The 15,636-nt window shown below is 73.4% G+C and carries 2 protein-coding genes; both read right to left on the bottom strand.

The annotated features are described in order from the left end of the window. Positions 1–11,036: SDR family NAD(P)-dependent oxidoreductase (locus AB0F15_RS43260; RefSeq protein WP_360283439.1), on the bottom strand; the 11,036-nt coding region annotated here is incomplete at its 3' end. Between the two features lie 73 nt (positions 11,037–11,109). After that, positions 11,110–15,630: an SDR family NAD(P)-dependent oxidoreductase gene (locus AB0F15_RS43265; protein ID WP_360283441.1), complete on the bottom strand. Its 4,521-nt coding sequence runs from the start codon at positions 15,628–15,630 to the stop codon at positions 11,110–11,112. Positions 15,631–15,636: the final 6 nt, after the last annotated feature.

The following is a 15,636-nucleotide window of genomic DNA, read 5'->3' on the forward strand; positions in this document are numbered from 1 at the left end:
CGCAAGTCCGTGGCCGCGTCCAGGCCGTTGCGCAGCTCCACCGCCGTCAGCGAATCGAAACCCAGCTCCTGGAACGTCTTGTCCGCGTCGAACACGGCCGAATCGGCGTGGCCGAGCACCGCGGCCACCCGGCCCCGGACGACCTCGGCGACCAGGCCGGCCTGCTCGGCGGGTGGGCGTCCGGCCAGCCGCGACGCCAGCGCACCGGAAGTCGAGACCGAGCCGCGGGCGGCGACCCGGCGGCGCGGGCTGCCGGCCAGGTCGCGCAGCACCCCGGGAACGGACGGCCGCTCTCGCAACGCGGGCAGGTCGAGTCCGGTGGCGATCACCTGGCCGGTCGCGCCCATGACCGCGTCGAACAGGCTCAGGCCCTGAGCTTCGGTCAGCGGCGGCACCCCGGCGCGGGCCATCCGGCCCCGATCGGCCTCCGACAGCTCGCCCACCAGACCATCGGCCAGCGCCCACGGCCCCCACGCCACCGACAACGTCGGACGCCCCTCAGCCGTCCGCACTTCGGCCAGCGCATCCAGGAACGAATTCGCCGCAGCGTAATTGCCCTGCCCCGCCGCACCCAGCACCCCGGCCACCGAGGAAAACAGCACCAACCGGGTGTCCGGGTGCCGCTCCAAAGCCCGGTGCAGATGCCAGGCAGCGTCCACCTTCGGGGCGAACACGGCGTCGAACGAATCCGGCGTCAGCGAGCCGACCACCCCGTCGGCCAGCACACCGGCCGCGTGGATCACCAGGCCGAGACCGTGTTCCACGGCCACGGCGTCGACCAGCGCCGACACCGATCCGGCGTCGCTGACGTCGCAGGTGCGCACCTCGACCGAACCGTCCAGCTCGGACAGCCAGTCCGCGGTGCCCCGGCGGCTGGCGAGCACGACCCGCTCGGCCCCCAGCTCCAGGAGATGCTTGGTCAGCACGCGTCCCACGCCGCCGGTGCCGCCGGTGATCAGCACGGTTCCCGTGCCGGTCCGCGGGCTTTCGCCGGTGGTCCGGCGCAGCCGCGGTGATTCGACGGTCCCGGCTGCCAGCCGGGTTTCCGCCTCACCGCAGGTGAGCGCCTCGAGCAGCGACGGACCATCCGGTTCACCGGCCAGGTCCAGCAGGGCGAACCGGTCCGGGTTCTCGGTGCGGGCGCTGCGGACCAGCCCCCGCACCGCGGCGCCGGCCGGTCCGTTGTCTCGGGAGACGAACACCAGCCGCGAGCCGGCGCAGGCGTCCTCGGCCAGCCACACCTGCACGAGCGCAAGCACATCGGCAGCGGCCCGCCGAGCGGCGGCGGCCGGGTCATCGGGGTCGGCGGGCAGGACGGTGACCAGCACCACCCGCGGCACCTCAGCCGGCTCAGCGGCGGTCTCGACTTCCACACCGCTGCCGCGAACCAAATCGCCCGGCTCGACGGCAGTCCTCACCTCCACACCCGCGCCGCGGAGGAGCTCGGCCAAGCCGAGCGGGTCCGCGCCCAGCACCGCGACCCGGGACAGGCCCGTGCGGCTGGTGGCCGTGACCGGCGCCCACTCGAGGCGCAGCAGCTCCGCTCCCGCTCGGGCTGTTTGCGGCCCGGTGCCGATGGCGCGCAACGAAAGCGCACCCACCGTCAGCACCGGCGCGCCGTCCTGGTCAACCGCTGCGAGGGCCACTGCGTCCTCGCCCTGGCGGGTCAGGCGGACCCGCAGGCGGGTGGCGCCCTCGGCGTGCAGGGACACGTCCCGCCAAGCGAACGGCACCCGGGCGACGCCGCCGTCGCCTCCGTAACGAAGGCTGTGCAGGGCCGCGTCCAGCAGGGCCGGGTGCAGGCCGAACTGCTCGGTGCCGGCATCCAGCGCGACCTCGGCGAACCACTCGTCGGGGCCGCCTCGCCAAACGGCTTCGAGGCCCCGGAACAGCGGCCCGTAGGTCAGGCCCAGCGCGGCCAGCTCGGCGTAGCAGGCGGCGATGTCGACCGGCGTTGCCGACGGCGGCCACGTCTCCAGGCCGGTGCGGTCCGGCTCGGCGGGGGTAGCGCTCAGGACGCCGGTGGCGTGCGGGGCCCAGCCGGCTTGCTCGGTGCGGGAATGCACGGTGAGGGTGCGCCGCCCCTGGGCGTCGGCCTCGGTCACCCAGACCTGCAGCTGCACGGCGGCGCGCTCCGGGATCGCCAACGGGGCGAGCAGGGTCAGCTCGTCCACGACGCCGCAGCCGACCTCGTCGCCGGCCCGGATGGCCAGCTCCACGAACCCGGTGCCCGGGAACAGCACCTGTCCGTTGACGACGTGCCCGGCCAGCCACGGGTGCGTGCGCAGGGAAAGGCTGCCGGTCAGCACCGCGTCGAGGTCGGCTCCGTCGGCACGCACCGCGGCGGCGGCCAGCAGCGGGTGGTGGGTGGCCGTCAGGCCAAGGCCGGCCGCGTCCGCGCGGGCCAGCCGCGGCGTCGGCCAGAACGCCCGGTGCTGGAAGGGGTAGGTGGGCAGGTCGATCCGTCGCGGCTTGAGCGGCGCGAAGAAGGCGTCCCAGTCGACGGCGGCACCCTGGATGTGCAGCCGCGACAACGCCCGGAGCAGGGACTCGTCCTCGGGCTTGTCCCTGCGCAGCGCCGGAATCCCGGTGACGCCGTCCAGGGTGGCGGTGTGGGTGGTCAGCGTGCTGTCCGGGCCGAGTTCCAGGAACGTCCGGACCCCCTCGCCGTGCAGGGTGGTCAGGCCGTCGGCGAAGCGGACCGTGTCGCGGACGTGCCGGACCCAGTACTCGATGCTGCCCTGGTCGCCGAACCCACCGGTCACATTGGACACCACCGGCATCGTGGGCTCGTGGAACGTGATCCCGTCCAGCGCGCGGGCGAACTCCGCCAGCATCGGTTCCATCAGGCCGGAGTGGAACGCGTGGGACACCGGCAGCCGCTTCGCGCGCTCGACTTCGAGGGCGTCGATCGACTCCGCCGGCCCGGCCAGCACCACGGCGCCGGGGCCGTTGACCGCCGCGACGGACAGGTCCGTGCCGTCGATCCACGCGAGGGCCTCGGCCTCGGTGGCCGGGATCGCCAGCATGGCCCCGCCGTCCGGCAGCGCCTGCATCAACCGGCCGCGAGCGGCCACCAGCGAGCAGGCGTCCGCCAGGGAGAACACGCCCGCGACATGGGCCGCCGTGATCTCCCCGACGCTGTGCCCGGCCACGAAGTCCGGCTTGACACCCCAGGACTCCATCAGCCGGTACAACGCCACCTCGACGGCGAACAGCGCCGGCTGCGTGTACTCGGTCCGGTCCAAACCCTCCCCGGACCACATGACCTCGCGCAGGTTCTCGATGCCCAGCTCACCCAGGACCTCGTCCAAGACCGCCGCGAACACCGGGTGGCGCGAGTACAGCTCACGGCCCATCCCCGCGCGCTGGGCGCCTTGGCCGGAGAACAGGACGGCCAGCTTGCCGCGACCGCGAGTGCCGGACAGCACGTCCCCGTCCCGCAACGACGACAGCGCGGTTTCCGTGTCGGGAGCCAAGACCACCGCACGGTGTTCGAAGGCCGTCCGGGTGGCGGCCAGTGACCAGCCGACGTCGACGCTGTCCTGGCCGCCGGCTCGCTCGAGCATGGCCGCAGCCTGGGCCTGCAAGGCGTCCGGCGACTTGGCCGAGAGCAGCCAGGGCACGAGAGCGGTCTCGCGTTCGGGCTCGGCCGGCGTCTCGGCGGGCACACTCTCGAGGATGGTGTGGGCGTTGGTGCCGCTGATCCCGAACGACGAAATCGCCGCGCGACGCGGACGGTCCTGTTCCGGCCAATCCCGGGTTTCGGTCAGCAGGGCGACCGCACCCGACTCCCAGTCCACATGCGACGACGGCTCGTCCACGTGCAACGTCCGCGGCAGCACACCGTGCCGCATCGCCATGACCATCTTGATGATCCCCGCGACACCGGCCGCCGCCTGGGTGTGGCCGATGTTCGACTTCACCGAACCCAGCCACAACGGCGTCTCCCGCTCCTGACCGTAGGTCGCCAGGAGCGCCTGGGCCTCGATCGGGTCACCCAGCTTCGTCCCGGTCCCGTGCCCCTCCACCACGTCGACGTCCGAAGTGGACAGACCAGCCGACACCAGCGCCTGCCGGATGACCCGCTGCTGCGACGGACCGTTCGGTGCCGTCAAACCATTGGACGCGCCGTCCTGGTTGACGGCGCTGCCGCGGACGGCCGCGAGCACCTGGTGGCCGTGACGACGTGCGTCGGACAGCCGCTCGACCACGAGGACACCGACGCCTTCGGCCCAGCCGGTGCCGTCGGCCCCGTCGGCGTAGGCCTTGCACCGGCCGTCGACGGCCAGACCGCCCTGCCGGGAGAACTCCACGAACAACGACGGCCCGGACAGGATGGTGGCGCCGCCGACCACGGCCAGCGAGCACTCGCCCTGCCGCAGCGACTGCGCAGCCAGGTGCAGCGCGACCAGCGACGACGAGCACGCGGTGTCGACCGTGACCGCCGGGCCCTCCAGGCCCAGCGTGTAGGCCAGCCGGCCGGACATCACGCTCGGCGTGTTGCCGGTCAGCGTCAGCCCCTCGGCCTCGGCCGAGCCGGCCGACAACGCGGAATAGCCGCTGGCCGAGGAGCCGATGAACACCCCGGCGGGGGTACCGCGCAGCGCGGCCGGGTCGATCCCGGACCGCTCCAGCGCCTCCCAGGTCGTCTCCAGCAGGTGCCGCTGCTGCGGATCCATGGCCAGCGCCTCGCGCGGAGCGATGCCGAAGAACTCCGCGTCGAACCCGGCCACGTCGGTGAGGAAGCCGCCGGAACCGGTGGCGCTGCTGCCGGTGCCCCCGCCGAGCAGCGTTTCCAGATCCCAGCCGCGGTCGTCGGGGAAGGGCGTGGTGGTTTCGCGGCCCTCGGCCACGACGTCCCAAAGCTGTTCGGGGGTGGTGATGCCGTCGGGGAACCGGCAGGCCATGCCGACGATGACGATCGGGTCGTCGTCCGCGGCCACGGTCCCGGTGACGACCGGGGTCTCGGCCGCCTGCGGGTCGAGCTGGTCCAGCAGGTGCGTGGCGAGCTGCTCGGGGGTCGGGTGGTCGAACACCAGCGTCGAAGACAGCCGCAAGCCGGTGGCCTGGCCGAGCCGGTTGCGCAGCTCGACCGCGGTCAAGGAGTCGAAGCCGAGTTCGCGGAACTCCCGTTCGGAGCCAACCTCCGACGCGTCGGCGTGGCCCAGCACCACTGCGGCCTGTGCCCCGATCAACGCCAGCACCCGCTCCCGCTGCTGCACCGACGTCAGACCCGCCAGCTCCGCCGCGAAGCCAACATCACCGGCACCAGACGCACTGGCAGCCGAACGGCGGACCGGCCGCGCCGGCCCCGCCAACGCCCGCAGCATCGGCGGCACCTCGGCCCGGGCCCGCAGCGCAGCGGCGTCGAACCCGGTCGCGACCACGGCCGCCACGTCCGAGGTCAGCGCCTTGTCGAACAGAGCCAAGCCGTCGGCGTGGCTCAGGGGCGGGAATCCGGTGCGCCGCATCCGCGCCACGTCCTGTTCCGACAGGGAAGCGGTCATGCCGCCAGTCGGCTCCCAGCCACCCCAGGCGATCGACAGGCCGGGCCGGCCTTCGGCCCGGCGCTGCTCCATCAAGGCGTCCAGGAAGGTGTTGCCGGCCGCGTAGTTGGACTGGCCCGCCGTCCCCAGCACCCCGGCGATAGAGGAAAACACCACCAGGGGCGTGGCACCGATCGCTCGGTGCAGGTGGACCGCCGCGTCGACCTTGGCCGCCAGGACCCGGTCGAGCCGCTCCGGGGTCAGCGACTCCACGAGACCGTCGTCCAGCACCCCGGCCGCGTGCACCACACCGGACAGCGGCCGGAGCTCGTCGACCAGCGCCGTCGTCGCCGCGGCGTCGGTGAGGTCGCAAGCCCGGACCTCGACCCGCGCCCCGGCCGACTCCAGCTCGGCCACCAGTTCGCCGATGCCTTCGGCGGCCGGACCACGACGGCTGGTCAGCACCAGATGCCCGAAACCCCGCTCGACCAAGTGCCGGGCCACCAACCGGCCCAAGCCACCCGTCCCGCCGGTGATCACCACCGGCCGGGTGTGGTCCCACACCTGCGGGATGGTCAGCACGATCTTGCCCACGTGCTTGGCCTGACTCATCCACCGCATCGCCGCCGGCGCCCGCCGGACGTCGAAGGTGCGGACCGGCAGCGCGGTGGCGGCGCCCTGCTCCACCAGGGCCAGCAGCCGGCGCAGTAGCTCCTGCGTGCGGTCCGGCCCGGCTTCCACGATGTCGAAGGCCCGATAGCCGGGCACCTCGGTGCGGATGTCGGTCTTGCCCATCTCGGCGAACCGGCCACCTTCGGCCAGCAGCCGCAGCGAGGCGTCAGTGAACTCGCCGGCCAGCGAATTCAGCACCACATCCATACCGTGACCGCCGGACACCACGCGGAACTGCTCCTCGAACTCCAGCGTCCGCGACGACGCGATGTGGTCGTCGGCGACACCGAGTTCCCGCAACACCGGCCACTTCGCCTCGCTGGCCGTGGCGAAGACCTCCGCGCCCAGCCAGCGAGCCACCTGGATCGCCGCCATCCCGACCCCGCCTGCACCAGCGTGGATCAGCACCCGGTCACCGGGCCGGACGTCGGCCACGTCGATCAGCCCGTACAGCGCGGTCACGTAGACCACCGGAGCACCCGCGCCCTCGGCGTCCGACCAGGCGGCGGGCACCGGGACCAGGTAGCGCTCGTCCACGACGGCGAACGGGCCGACACCGCCGGCGAAGCGGCCCATGACGCGCTCGCCCACGGTCACGCCGGTCACCTCGGTGCCGACCTCCGCAACCACGCCCATCGCCTCGGCGCCCAGCGGGCCGGCGTCACCCGGGTACATGCCCAGGACGGTCAGCACGTCCCGGAAGTTCAGCCCGGCCGCGCGCACGGCCACCCGGACCTCGCGCGGGCCCAGCTCGGCCTGGTCGGCGTCGCACGGCTCCAGCGAAACGCCGTCGACGGAACCCTGGTGCACCATGGTCAGCCGCCACGCGGGCGTGCCCGGCAGCGACAGCCCGGCGTCCACACTGTGCAACCCGCCGGTCAGCACGACGCCGTCACGCAGCCGCAGCTCGCTGAAGCCACTGCCCAGGGCAGCGACCAGCAGGGCACCGTCCGCTTCGGCCGCCGGATCGAGGTCCAGCAGCCCGAACCGGTCCGGGTGCTCCGAACGCGCACTGCGCACCAGACCCAGCACCGGCGCGGTCACCACATCGGCACCCCGGGTCAGCACGACCAGCCGCGAACCGGCGAACGCCTCCTCGGCCAGCCACCGCCGCACCAGGTCCAGCACCGCCCGGCTCGCCGCGTGCGCCCCGGCCACGACGTCGTCGCCGTCCGGCACCGGCACCCGCGCCAGCACAATGCGCGGCACCTCCGGTCCCGCCAGCGAAGCCAGGTCGTCGGCCGCGGTGACCTCCACACCGGCGGTCCGCAGAGCCGCGGCGACGTCTTCGGCACCGAGCACGGCCACCCGGGACAACCCGGTCCGCGCCGTCCCGGTCAGCGGACTCCACCGCACCTCGAACAAACCATCAGCCGCAGCCGCCGACATGTCGGCAGCCCGCAGCGTCAACCCGCCGACGCTGAGCACCGGCGCACCCGCCGGGTCCACCGCCGACAACGTCACCGTGTCATCGGCCTTGCGCAGCAAACGCACCCGCAGCGCGCTCGCACCACTAGCGTGCAAACTCACGTCCTGCCACGCGAACGGCAGCACCGGACCCCGACCATCGCCCCCGACACCGGTGAAACCGATCGCGTGCAACGCCGAATCCAGCAACGCCGGGTGCACGCCGAAACCGTCCGTGCCGGTCTCCGCCGGCAGGGTGACCTCGGCGAACCACTCGCCCGCGCTCCCCTGCCAGACCGCCTGCACGCCTTGGAAGACCGGGCCGTAGTGCAGGCCGCGGCCGGCCAGTCCGGCGTAGAAGTCCGTCACGTCGGCCGGGCGCGCCCCGGTGGGCGGCCAGACCGCGAACGGGCCGGGCTCCGGCTCGGCCGCGTCCGCCGCGAGGGTGCCGGCGGCGTGCTGCGTCCACTCGCCGCCCTCCACGCGGGAGTACACGGTGATCGTGCGGCGGCCGTCGTCGGCGGCCGCGTCCACCCGGACCTGCACCTGCACGCCGGCCTGGTCGGGCAGGACCAGCGGTGCCAGCAGGGTCAGCTCCTCGACCCGGCCGCAGCCCACCTCGTCCCCGGCCCGCACCGCCAGCTCCACGAACCCGGTGCCCGGGAACAGGATCCGGTCGCCGACCACGTGGTCGGACAACCACGGGTGCGAATGCCGGGACAGCCGCCCGGTCAGCACGACACCGGAGGCGTCGGCCATCGGGACGGCCGCCGCCAGCAGCGGGTGCCCGGTGACCTCCTGCCCGAGTCCCGACGCGTCGCCGACCACCGCCCGGGTGGCCGGCCAGTAGGTGCGGTGCTGGAAGGCATAGGTGGGCAGATCGGTCCGGCGCGGCTCGAGCGGGGCGAACAACGCCGCCCAGTCCACGGCCACCCCGTGCAGGTGCAGCCGGGCCGCGGCCCGGACGAAGGCGTCGGCTTCGGGCTTGTCCTTGCGCAGCGCGGAAATCGCCACGACGCCGTCGAGCACGGCCGTGTGCGTGGTGAGCGTGGCGTCCGGACCCAGCTCCAGGAAGGTGCGGGTGTCGTGGTCGTAGAGGCAGCGCAGGGTGTCAGCGAAGCGGACGGTCCCGCGCACGTGCCGCATCCAGTAGCCGGCGTCGAACCGGGTCTCGAACCGGCCGCTCAGGTTGGAGACCACGGGGATCTCCGGACGGTGGAACTCCATTCCCTCCAGGACCCGGGCGAACTCGGCCAGCATCGGGTCCATCAGGCCGGAGTGGAACGCGTGCGAAACCGGCAGCCGCTTGGCCCGGCGGCCCTCGGCCAGGGCCAGCACCTCTTCTTCCGGCCCGGCGAGCACGACCGCGTCGGGCCCGTTGATCGCGGCGATGGCCACCCGGGTGCCCTTGATCCAGTCCGCGGCCTCGGCTTCGGTCGCCTGCACGGCCAGCATCGCGCCCCCGGCGGGCAGCGCCTGCATCAACCGGCCCCGCGCCGCCACCAGCCGGCACGCGTCGGCCAGCGACAGCACCCCGGCCACGTGGGCCGCCGAGATCTCGCCGATGCTGTGCCCGGCCACGTAGTCCGGCCGCACACCCCACGACTCGGCCAGCCGGAACAGCGCCACCTCGACCGCGAACAACGCCGGCTGCGTGAATTCCGTCCGGTCCAAGCCGTCACCGGACCACATCGCCTCGCGCAGCCCGTCGACGTCCAGAGTGGACAGGATTTCGTCCAGGGCCGCCGCGAACACCGGGAACCGCCCGGCCAGCTCATGGCCCATGCCGGCCCGCTGGGCGCCCTGGCCCGAGAACAGCACCGCGACCTTGCCGCGGCTGAGGACCCCGGCGCTGACGTCCGGGTGCGCGCCTTCGGCCAGCCAGGTGCGCAACGCCTCGGCGCCGCTCTCGCGGTCCTCGGCCAGGACCACGGCACGGTGTTCGAAGGCGGAGCGGGAGGAGACGAGGGACCAGCCGACGTCGACCGCGTCGGCGTCCGCGTCGAGGGTGGCCAGCCGGTCGGCCAGGGCGGCAGCTTGGCCGCGCAACGCCTCGGCGGTGCGGCCCGCCAGCAGCCACGGCACCCGCACCGGCTCGCGCGCGGGTGCGGGTGCGAGCGCCTGCTGCTCGACCGCTTCGGCCTGCTCGATGATGGTGTGGGCGTTGGTGCCGCTGATCCCGAACGACGACACCGCCGCCCGGCGCGGACGATCCACCGCGGGCCAGTCCCGCGTCCCGGTCAGCAGGTGCACCGCGCCGGCATCCCAGTCCACGTGCGAAGACGGCGCGTCGACGTGCAACGTGCGCGGCAGCACACCGTGCCGCATGGCCATGACCATCTTGATGATGCCGGCGACCCCGGCCGCGGCCTGGGTGTGCCCGATGTTCGACTTCAGCGACCCGAGCCACAGCGGCATCTCCCGCCCTTGGCCGTAGGTCGCCAGCAACGCCTGGGCCTCGATCGGGTCACCCAGCGTGGTGCCGGTGCCGTGGCCCTCCACCACGTCGACGTCGTGCGTGGACAGCCCGGCCGACGCCAGTGCCTGCCGGATCACCCGCTGCTGCGATGGGCCGTTCGGCGCGGTCAGGCCGTTGGACGCACCATCCTGGTTGACGGCACTGCCCCGCACCACGGCCAGCACCTGGTGGCCGTTGCGGCGGGCGTCGGACAACCGCTCCAGCACCAGCACCCCGACGCCTTCGGCCCAGCCCACGCCGTCGGCGGACTCGGCGTAGGACTTGCAGCGGCCGTCGGCGGACAGGCCCCGCTGCCGGGAGAAGTCGAGGAAGGTACGCGGGGTGGACATCACGGTGACGCCACCGGCCAGGGCCAGCGTGCACTCGTCGTTGCGCAGCGCCTGCGCCGCGAGGTGCAACGCGACCAGCGAAGACGAGCAGGCCGTGTCCACGCTGACCGAGGGCCCCTCCAAGCCCAGGGTGTAGGACACCCGGCCGGAGAGCACGCTGGGTGCGCTGCCGGTGCCTTGGTAGCCCTCGTATTCGCTGCCGCCGATCAGGCGGTTGTAGTCGTTGTACATGACGCCGGCGAACACGCCGGTGCGGCTGCCGCGCAGGGAGACCGGGTCGATGCCGGCCCGCTCCAGCGCTTCCCACGACGTCTCCAGCAGCTGACGTTGCTGGGAGTCGGTGGCCAACGCCTCGCGCGGGGACATGCCGAAGAAGCCGGCGTCGAACTCGCCGGCCTCGTGCAGGAAACCGCCGGACCGGGTGTAGGTCTTGCCGGGCTGCTCCGGATCGGGGTCGTACATGCCCTCGACGTCCCAGCCGCGGTTGGCCGGGAAGTCGGAGATGGCGTCCACGCCGTCGGCGACCAGCCGCCACAGGTCTTCGGGCGAACGCACCCCGCCGGGGTAGCGGCAGCCCATGCCGACGATCGCGATGGGCTCGCGGTCGCGGTTCTCCAGTTCCCGGACCCGCTGCTGCGCCTGCCGGAGGTCGACAGTCACGCGCCTCAGGTACTCGACAACCTTGTCCTGCTGCTCCTGCATCCTTCAACCCCAACCGTGCCGGCGAAACCGTTCAGTCCTGTCCGGAACCGAAACCCTGATCGATGATCGAGAACAGCTCGTCCACGGAGACGCTGCTGAGGTCGTCATCGGTCCGGCCTTCATTCTTGGCCGGTTGGGGGTAGGACAATTGCCGGACTCGTGCGGTCAGGCTTTCCAGCCGGTGCAGGATCCGCTCGCCGTCCCGGCCCTTCGCGGTCTTCGGGTCGAGCAGGGCTTCCAGCCGGTCCAGCTCGTCCAGCAGGGACCCGGCCGGGGCCTGGTTCACCGGCGCCAGCTTGCCCATCAGGTACTCGGCCAGCAGCGACGTCGTCGGGTAGTCGAAGACCAGGGTGGCCTGCAGCTTGAGCCCGGTGGCCGTGGTGAGGCCGTTGCGCAGCTCGACGGCGGTCAGCGAGTCGAACCCGAGGTCCTTGAAGCTCTCCGTGGCGCCGACAGACCCGGGGTCACCGTGCCCGAGCACCCGGGCGACCTGGGTGCGCACCGCGCCGAGCACCGTGTCCTGCTGCTCGCCCCGCGACAGGCCGGCCAGCCGGTCACCCAGCGCGGCCACCGGCTGGGAGCCCCGGACCGCAGCCCGGCGCTGCGGCACGCGGACGAGCCCGCGCAGCAACTCCGGCAGTTCGTCCCGGGCCCGCAGTGCGACGGCGTCGAACCCGGTCGCCACCAGCAGCGCGCGATCGGTGCCCCGGGCGGCGTCGAAGAGGGCCAGACCGGTCGCGGCGGGCAGCGGCGGGAAGCCGGACCGCCGCATCCGCTCCAGGTCGGCGGCCGACAGTGTGGCCGTCATGCCGCCGGTGGGCTCCCAGGATCCCCAGGCGATGGACTGCCCCGGCAGGCCCTGGGCGCGGCGGTGGGCGGCCAGCGCGTCGAGGAAGGCGTTGCCGGCCGCGTAGTTGCCCTGGCCGCGGCCGCCGAGCACGCCGGCCCGCGAGGAGAAGGTGACGAACCCCGCCAGCGGCCGGTGCCGGGTGGCCTCGTGCAGGTGCCAGGCCGCGTCGACCTTGGCCGCCAGCACGGGGTGCAGGCGTTCCGGGGTGAGCGAGGTGACGAGGCCGTCGTCCAGCACCCCGGCGGCGTGCACCACGGCGGTCAGCTCGCCACAGCGGGCGACCAGATCGGCGGTGGCCGCCGGGTCGGTGAGATCGCAGGCGAGCACCTGCACCCGAGTCCCGGCGGCGGCCAGCTCGGCGACGAGCTCATCGATGCCGTCGGCCGCCGGTCCGCGGCGGGAGGTGAGCACCAGGTGGCGGAAGCCCTGTGCGGTCAGGTGCCGGGCCAGCAGCCGGCCGAGACCGCCGGTCCCGCCGGTGATCAGCACGGGCCGCGCGGGGTCCCAGGACGCGGTTGGTGCCGGGTCGGTTGGCAGCGGCCGCTTACGGTCCCCGGTCACCGGACCAACAGCGGTCGCGCCCGTGAGCCCACCGGCCACCACGGCCACCGGATCCGCAGCCGTCTCGCCGACGAATCCACCGGCCGGCACCGGCCGCCCGGATGCCTCGGCACCCCCGGCCTCGGGCGCGTCGGTGGCCGCGCGGACGAAGCGGCCGGCCAGTACCTGGCCGTCCCGGATCAAGACTTCGCTGTCCTCGCCGGCCACCGCCCGGGCCAGCGCGGCCGGGTCGATATCGCCGGTGTCCAGGTCCACCAAAGCGAAGCGGCCGGGGTTCTCCGACCGGGCGCTGCGCACCAGGCCCCACACCGGCGCCGCGGCCGGGCGGTCGGCGTGGGCGCCGCGGGTCAGCAACACCAACCGGGATGCGGAGCCGGTCAGCGCCAGCCACTCCCGGGCCAGTTCGAGCGCGCGGCCGGCGGCCGTGTGTGCGGCCTGCGGCAGCTCTCCCGTGGCCTCCACACTCACCAGCACCACCTCGGGCGGGGTGTCCAGCGCGGTCAAGCCGGGTGCGGTGCGCACGTGGATGCCGTGGCCGCGCAGGGCGTCCGCGACTCGCCAGGGGTCGGCCCCGACCACGGCCACCTCGGTGGCTTCGGTCGTGGCCGTGACCGGGGTCCAGTCGATGCCGAACAGGCCGTCGCGGGTGCTCGGCACGGTCTCGGCCGGGATGGCTCGAAGAGCCAGCGCACCGACCGCGATCACCGGTGCTCCGGTGGCGTCGACCGCGGTCAGCCGCACCGAGTCGTCTTCGGCGCGGTGCAGCCGGACCCGCAGCGTGCCGGCGCCCTGCGCGTACAGGTCGACGTCGCGCCAACCGAACGGCAGGGCCGGGCCTGCATCCTGGTCGCGGTCTTCCGAACGCACGAAGCGGATGGCGTGCAGGGCGGCGTCCAGCAGTGCCGGGTGCAGGCACAGGCCGCTCTGGTGGGCGTCTTCGGGCAGCTCGACTTCGGCGAACCAGTCGCCGCCGTCGCCCTGCCAGACCGCGCGCACGCCCTGGAACACCGGGCCGTAGTGCAGGCCGAGGGCGGCCAGGTCCGCATAGAACCCGGTGGTGTCCACCGGGATGGCGCCAGGGGGCGGCCAAGCGGTGACGTCGTCGGTCGGCGGGGCCGCCGCCGGGGCCAGCGTTCCGGTGGCGTGCCGGGTCCACTCGCCGCCGTCCGGGCGGGCGTGGATGTCCAGGGCGCGCAGGCCCGCCGCGTCCGGCTCGGCCACCCAGACCTGGACCTCCACGGCGCCCAGCTCGGGGATGACCAGCGGCGCCAGCAGGGTCAGGTCTTCGATCCGGCCGCAGCCGGCCTCGTCGCCGGCGCGGATCGCCAGTTCGACGAACCCGGTGCCGGGGAACAGGATCCGCTCGCCGACGACGTGATCGGCCAGCCAGGGATGGGTCCGCACGGACAGCCGTCCGGTCAGGGCCACGTCCGAACCGCCCGCGCGGGCGGTCACGGCGGTGAGCAGCGGATGCCCGGTCACGTCGGCGCCGGCCACGCCCGGGGTGGGCCAGAAACGCCGGTGCCGGAAGGCGTAGGTGGGCAGGTCGACCCGCCGCGGTTCGAGCGGGGCGAAGAAGGCGTCCCAATCGACGGCGACCCCGCGCACGTGCACCGCGCCCAACGCCCGGAGCAGGCACTCGTCCTCCGGCTTGTCCTTGCGCAGGGCCGCGATCCCGGTCACGTCGGCCAGTGCGGCCACGTGGGTGGTCAGCGTGGCGTCCGGACCCAGCTCCAGGAACGTGCGGATCCCGTTGGCGTGCAAGGTTTCCAGCGTGTCGGCGAAGCGCACGGTGTCGCGGACGTGCCGGACCCAGTAGCCGGTGCCGAACTCGGTCACCAGGTCGCCGGTCAGGTTCGAGACCACCGGGATCTCCGGCGCGTGGAACGTGAGGCCCGCCGACTCTCGGGCGAACTCGTCCAGCATCGGCTCCATCAGGCTGGAGTGGAACGCGTGCGACACCGGCAACCGCTTGGCCCGGTCCGCCTCGATCCCGCTGATCGCCTCTTCCGTGCCGGACAGCACGACCGCGTTCGGGCCGTTGACCGCCGCGATGGACACGTCAGTCCACTGCTGCGCTTCCTCCTCGGTGGCCTGGACCGCCAGCATCGCCCCACCAGGCGGCAACGCCTGCATCAACCGGCCCCGCGCCTCGACAAGCGCACACGCGTCCACCAGCGACAACACACCCGCCACATGCGCCGCGGTGATCTCACCAACACTGTGCCCAGCCACGAAGTCCGGCCGGACACCCCACGACTCGACCAGCCGGAACAACGCCGTTTCGACCGCGAACAACGCCGGCTGCGTGAACCGCGTCTCATCCAGACCATCCCCGGACCACATCACCTCCCGCAAACCCTCGATCCCCAGCTGTTCCAGCACCTCGTCCAGCGCCGCGGCGAACACCGGGTACCGGGCGTACAGCTCCCGGCCCATCCCCGCCCGCTGCGCACCCTGGCCGGAGAATAGGATGGCCAAGCGGCCGTCGCCGGTGCCGGTCTCGCTCAAGTCGCGCAGGGCGGCGAGACCGGATTCCCGGTCCGCGGCGAGCACCACGGCCCGATGGTCGAGTGCCGCCCGGGTGGCGGCCAGCGACCAGCCGATGTCCACGGTGCCGCCGTCGGGGAGGTGGTCGGCCAGCTGCACGGCCTGCGCCGGGAGCGCGTCGGCGGTCTTGGCCGAGAGCACCCACGGCACCAGCACGTCCCGCGGTTCCCGCTCGGCCGGTGGGACCGGTTCGGGTGCCTCGATGATGGTGTGCGCGTTGGTACCGCTGATCCCGAAGGAGGACACCGCGAACCGACGCGGCCGATCAGTCTCCGGCCACGGCGTGGCCTCGGTCAGCACCCGCACCGCACCGGCGGACCAATCCACCTGTGTCGACGGCTCATCCACGTGCAAGCTCGGCGGCAGCACACCGTGCCGCATTGCCTGCACCATCTTGATGATCCCCGCAACACCGGCCGCCGCCTGGGTGTGGCCGATGTTCGACTTCACCGAACCCAACCACAACGGCGTCTCCCGCTCCTGACCGTACGTCGCCAGCAAGGCGTGCGCCTCGATCGGGTCACCCAGCTTCGTCCCGGTCCCGTGGCCTTCCACCGCATCAACGTCCGGAGTGGACAGACCAGCCGACACCAGCGC

The sequence above is a fragment of the Amycolatopsis sp. NPDC026612 genome (genome assembly GCF_040638285.1).
Taxonomy (GTDB): Bacteria; Actinomycetota; Actinomycetes; order Mycobacteriales; family Pseudonocardiaceae; genus Amycolatopsis.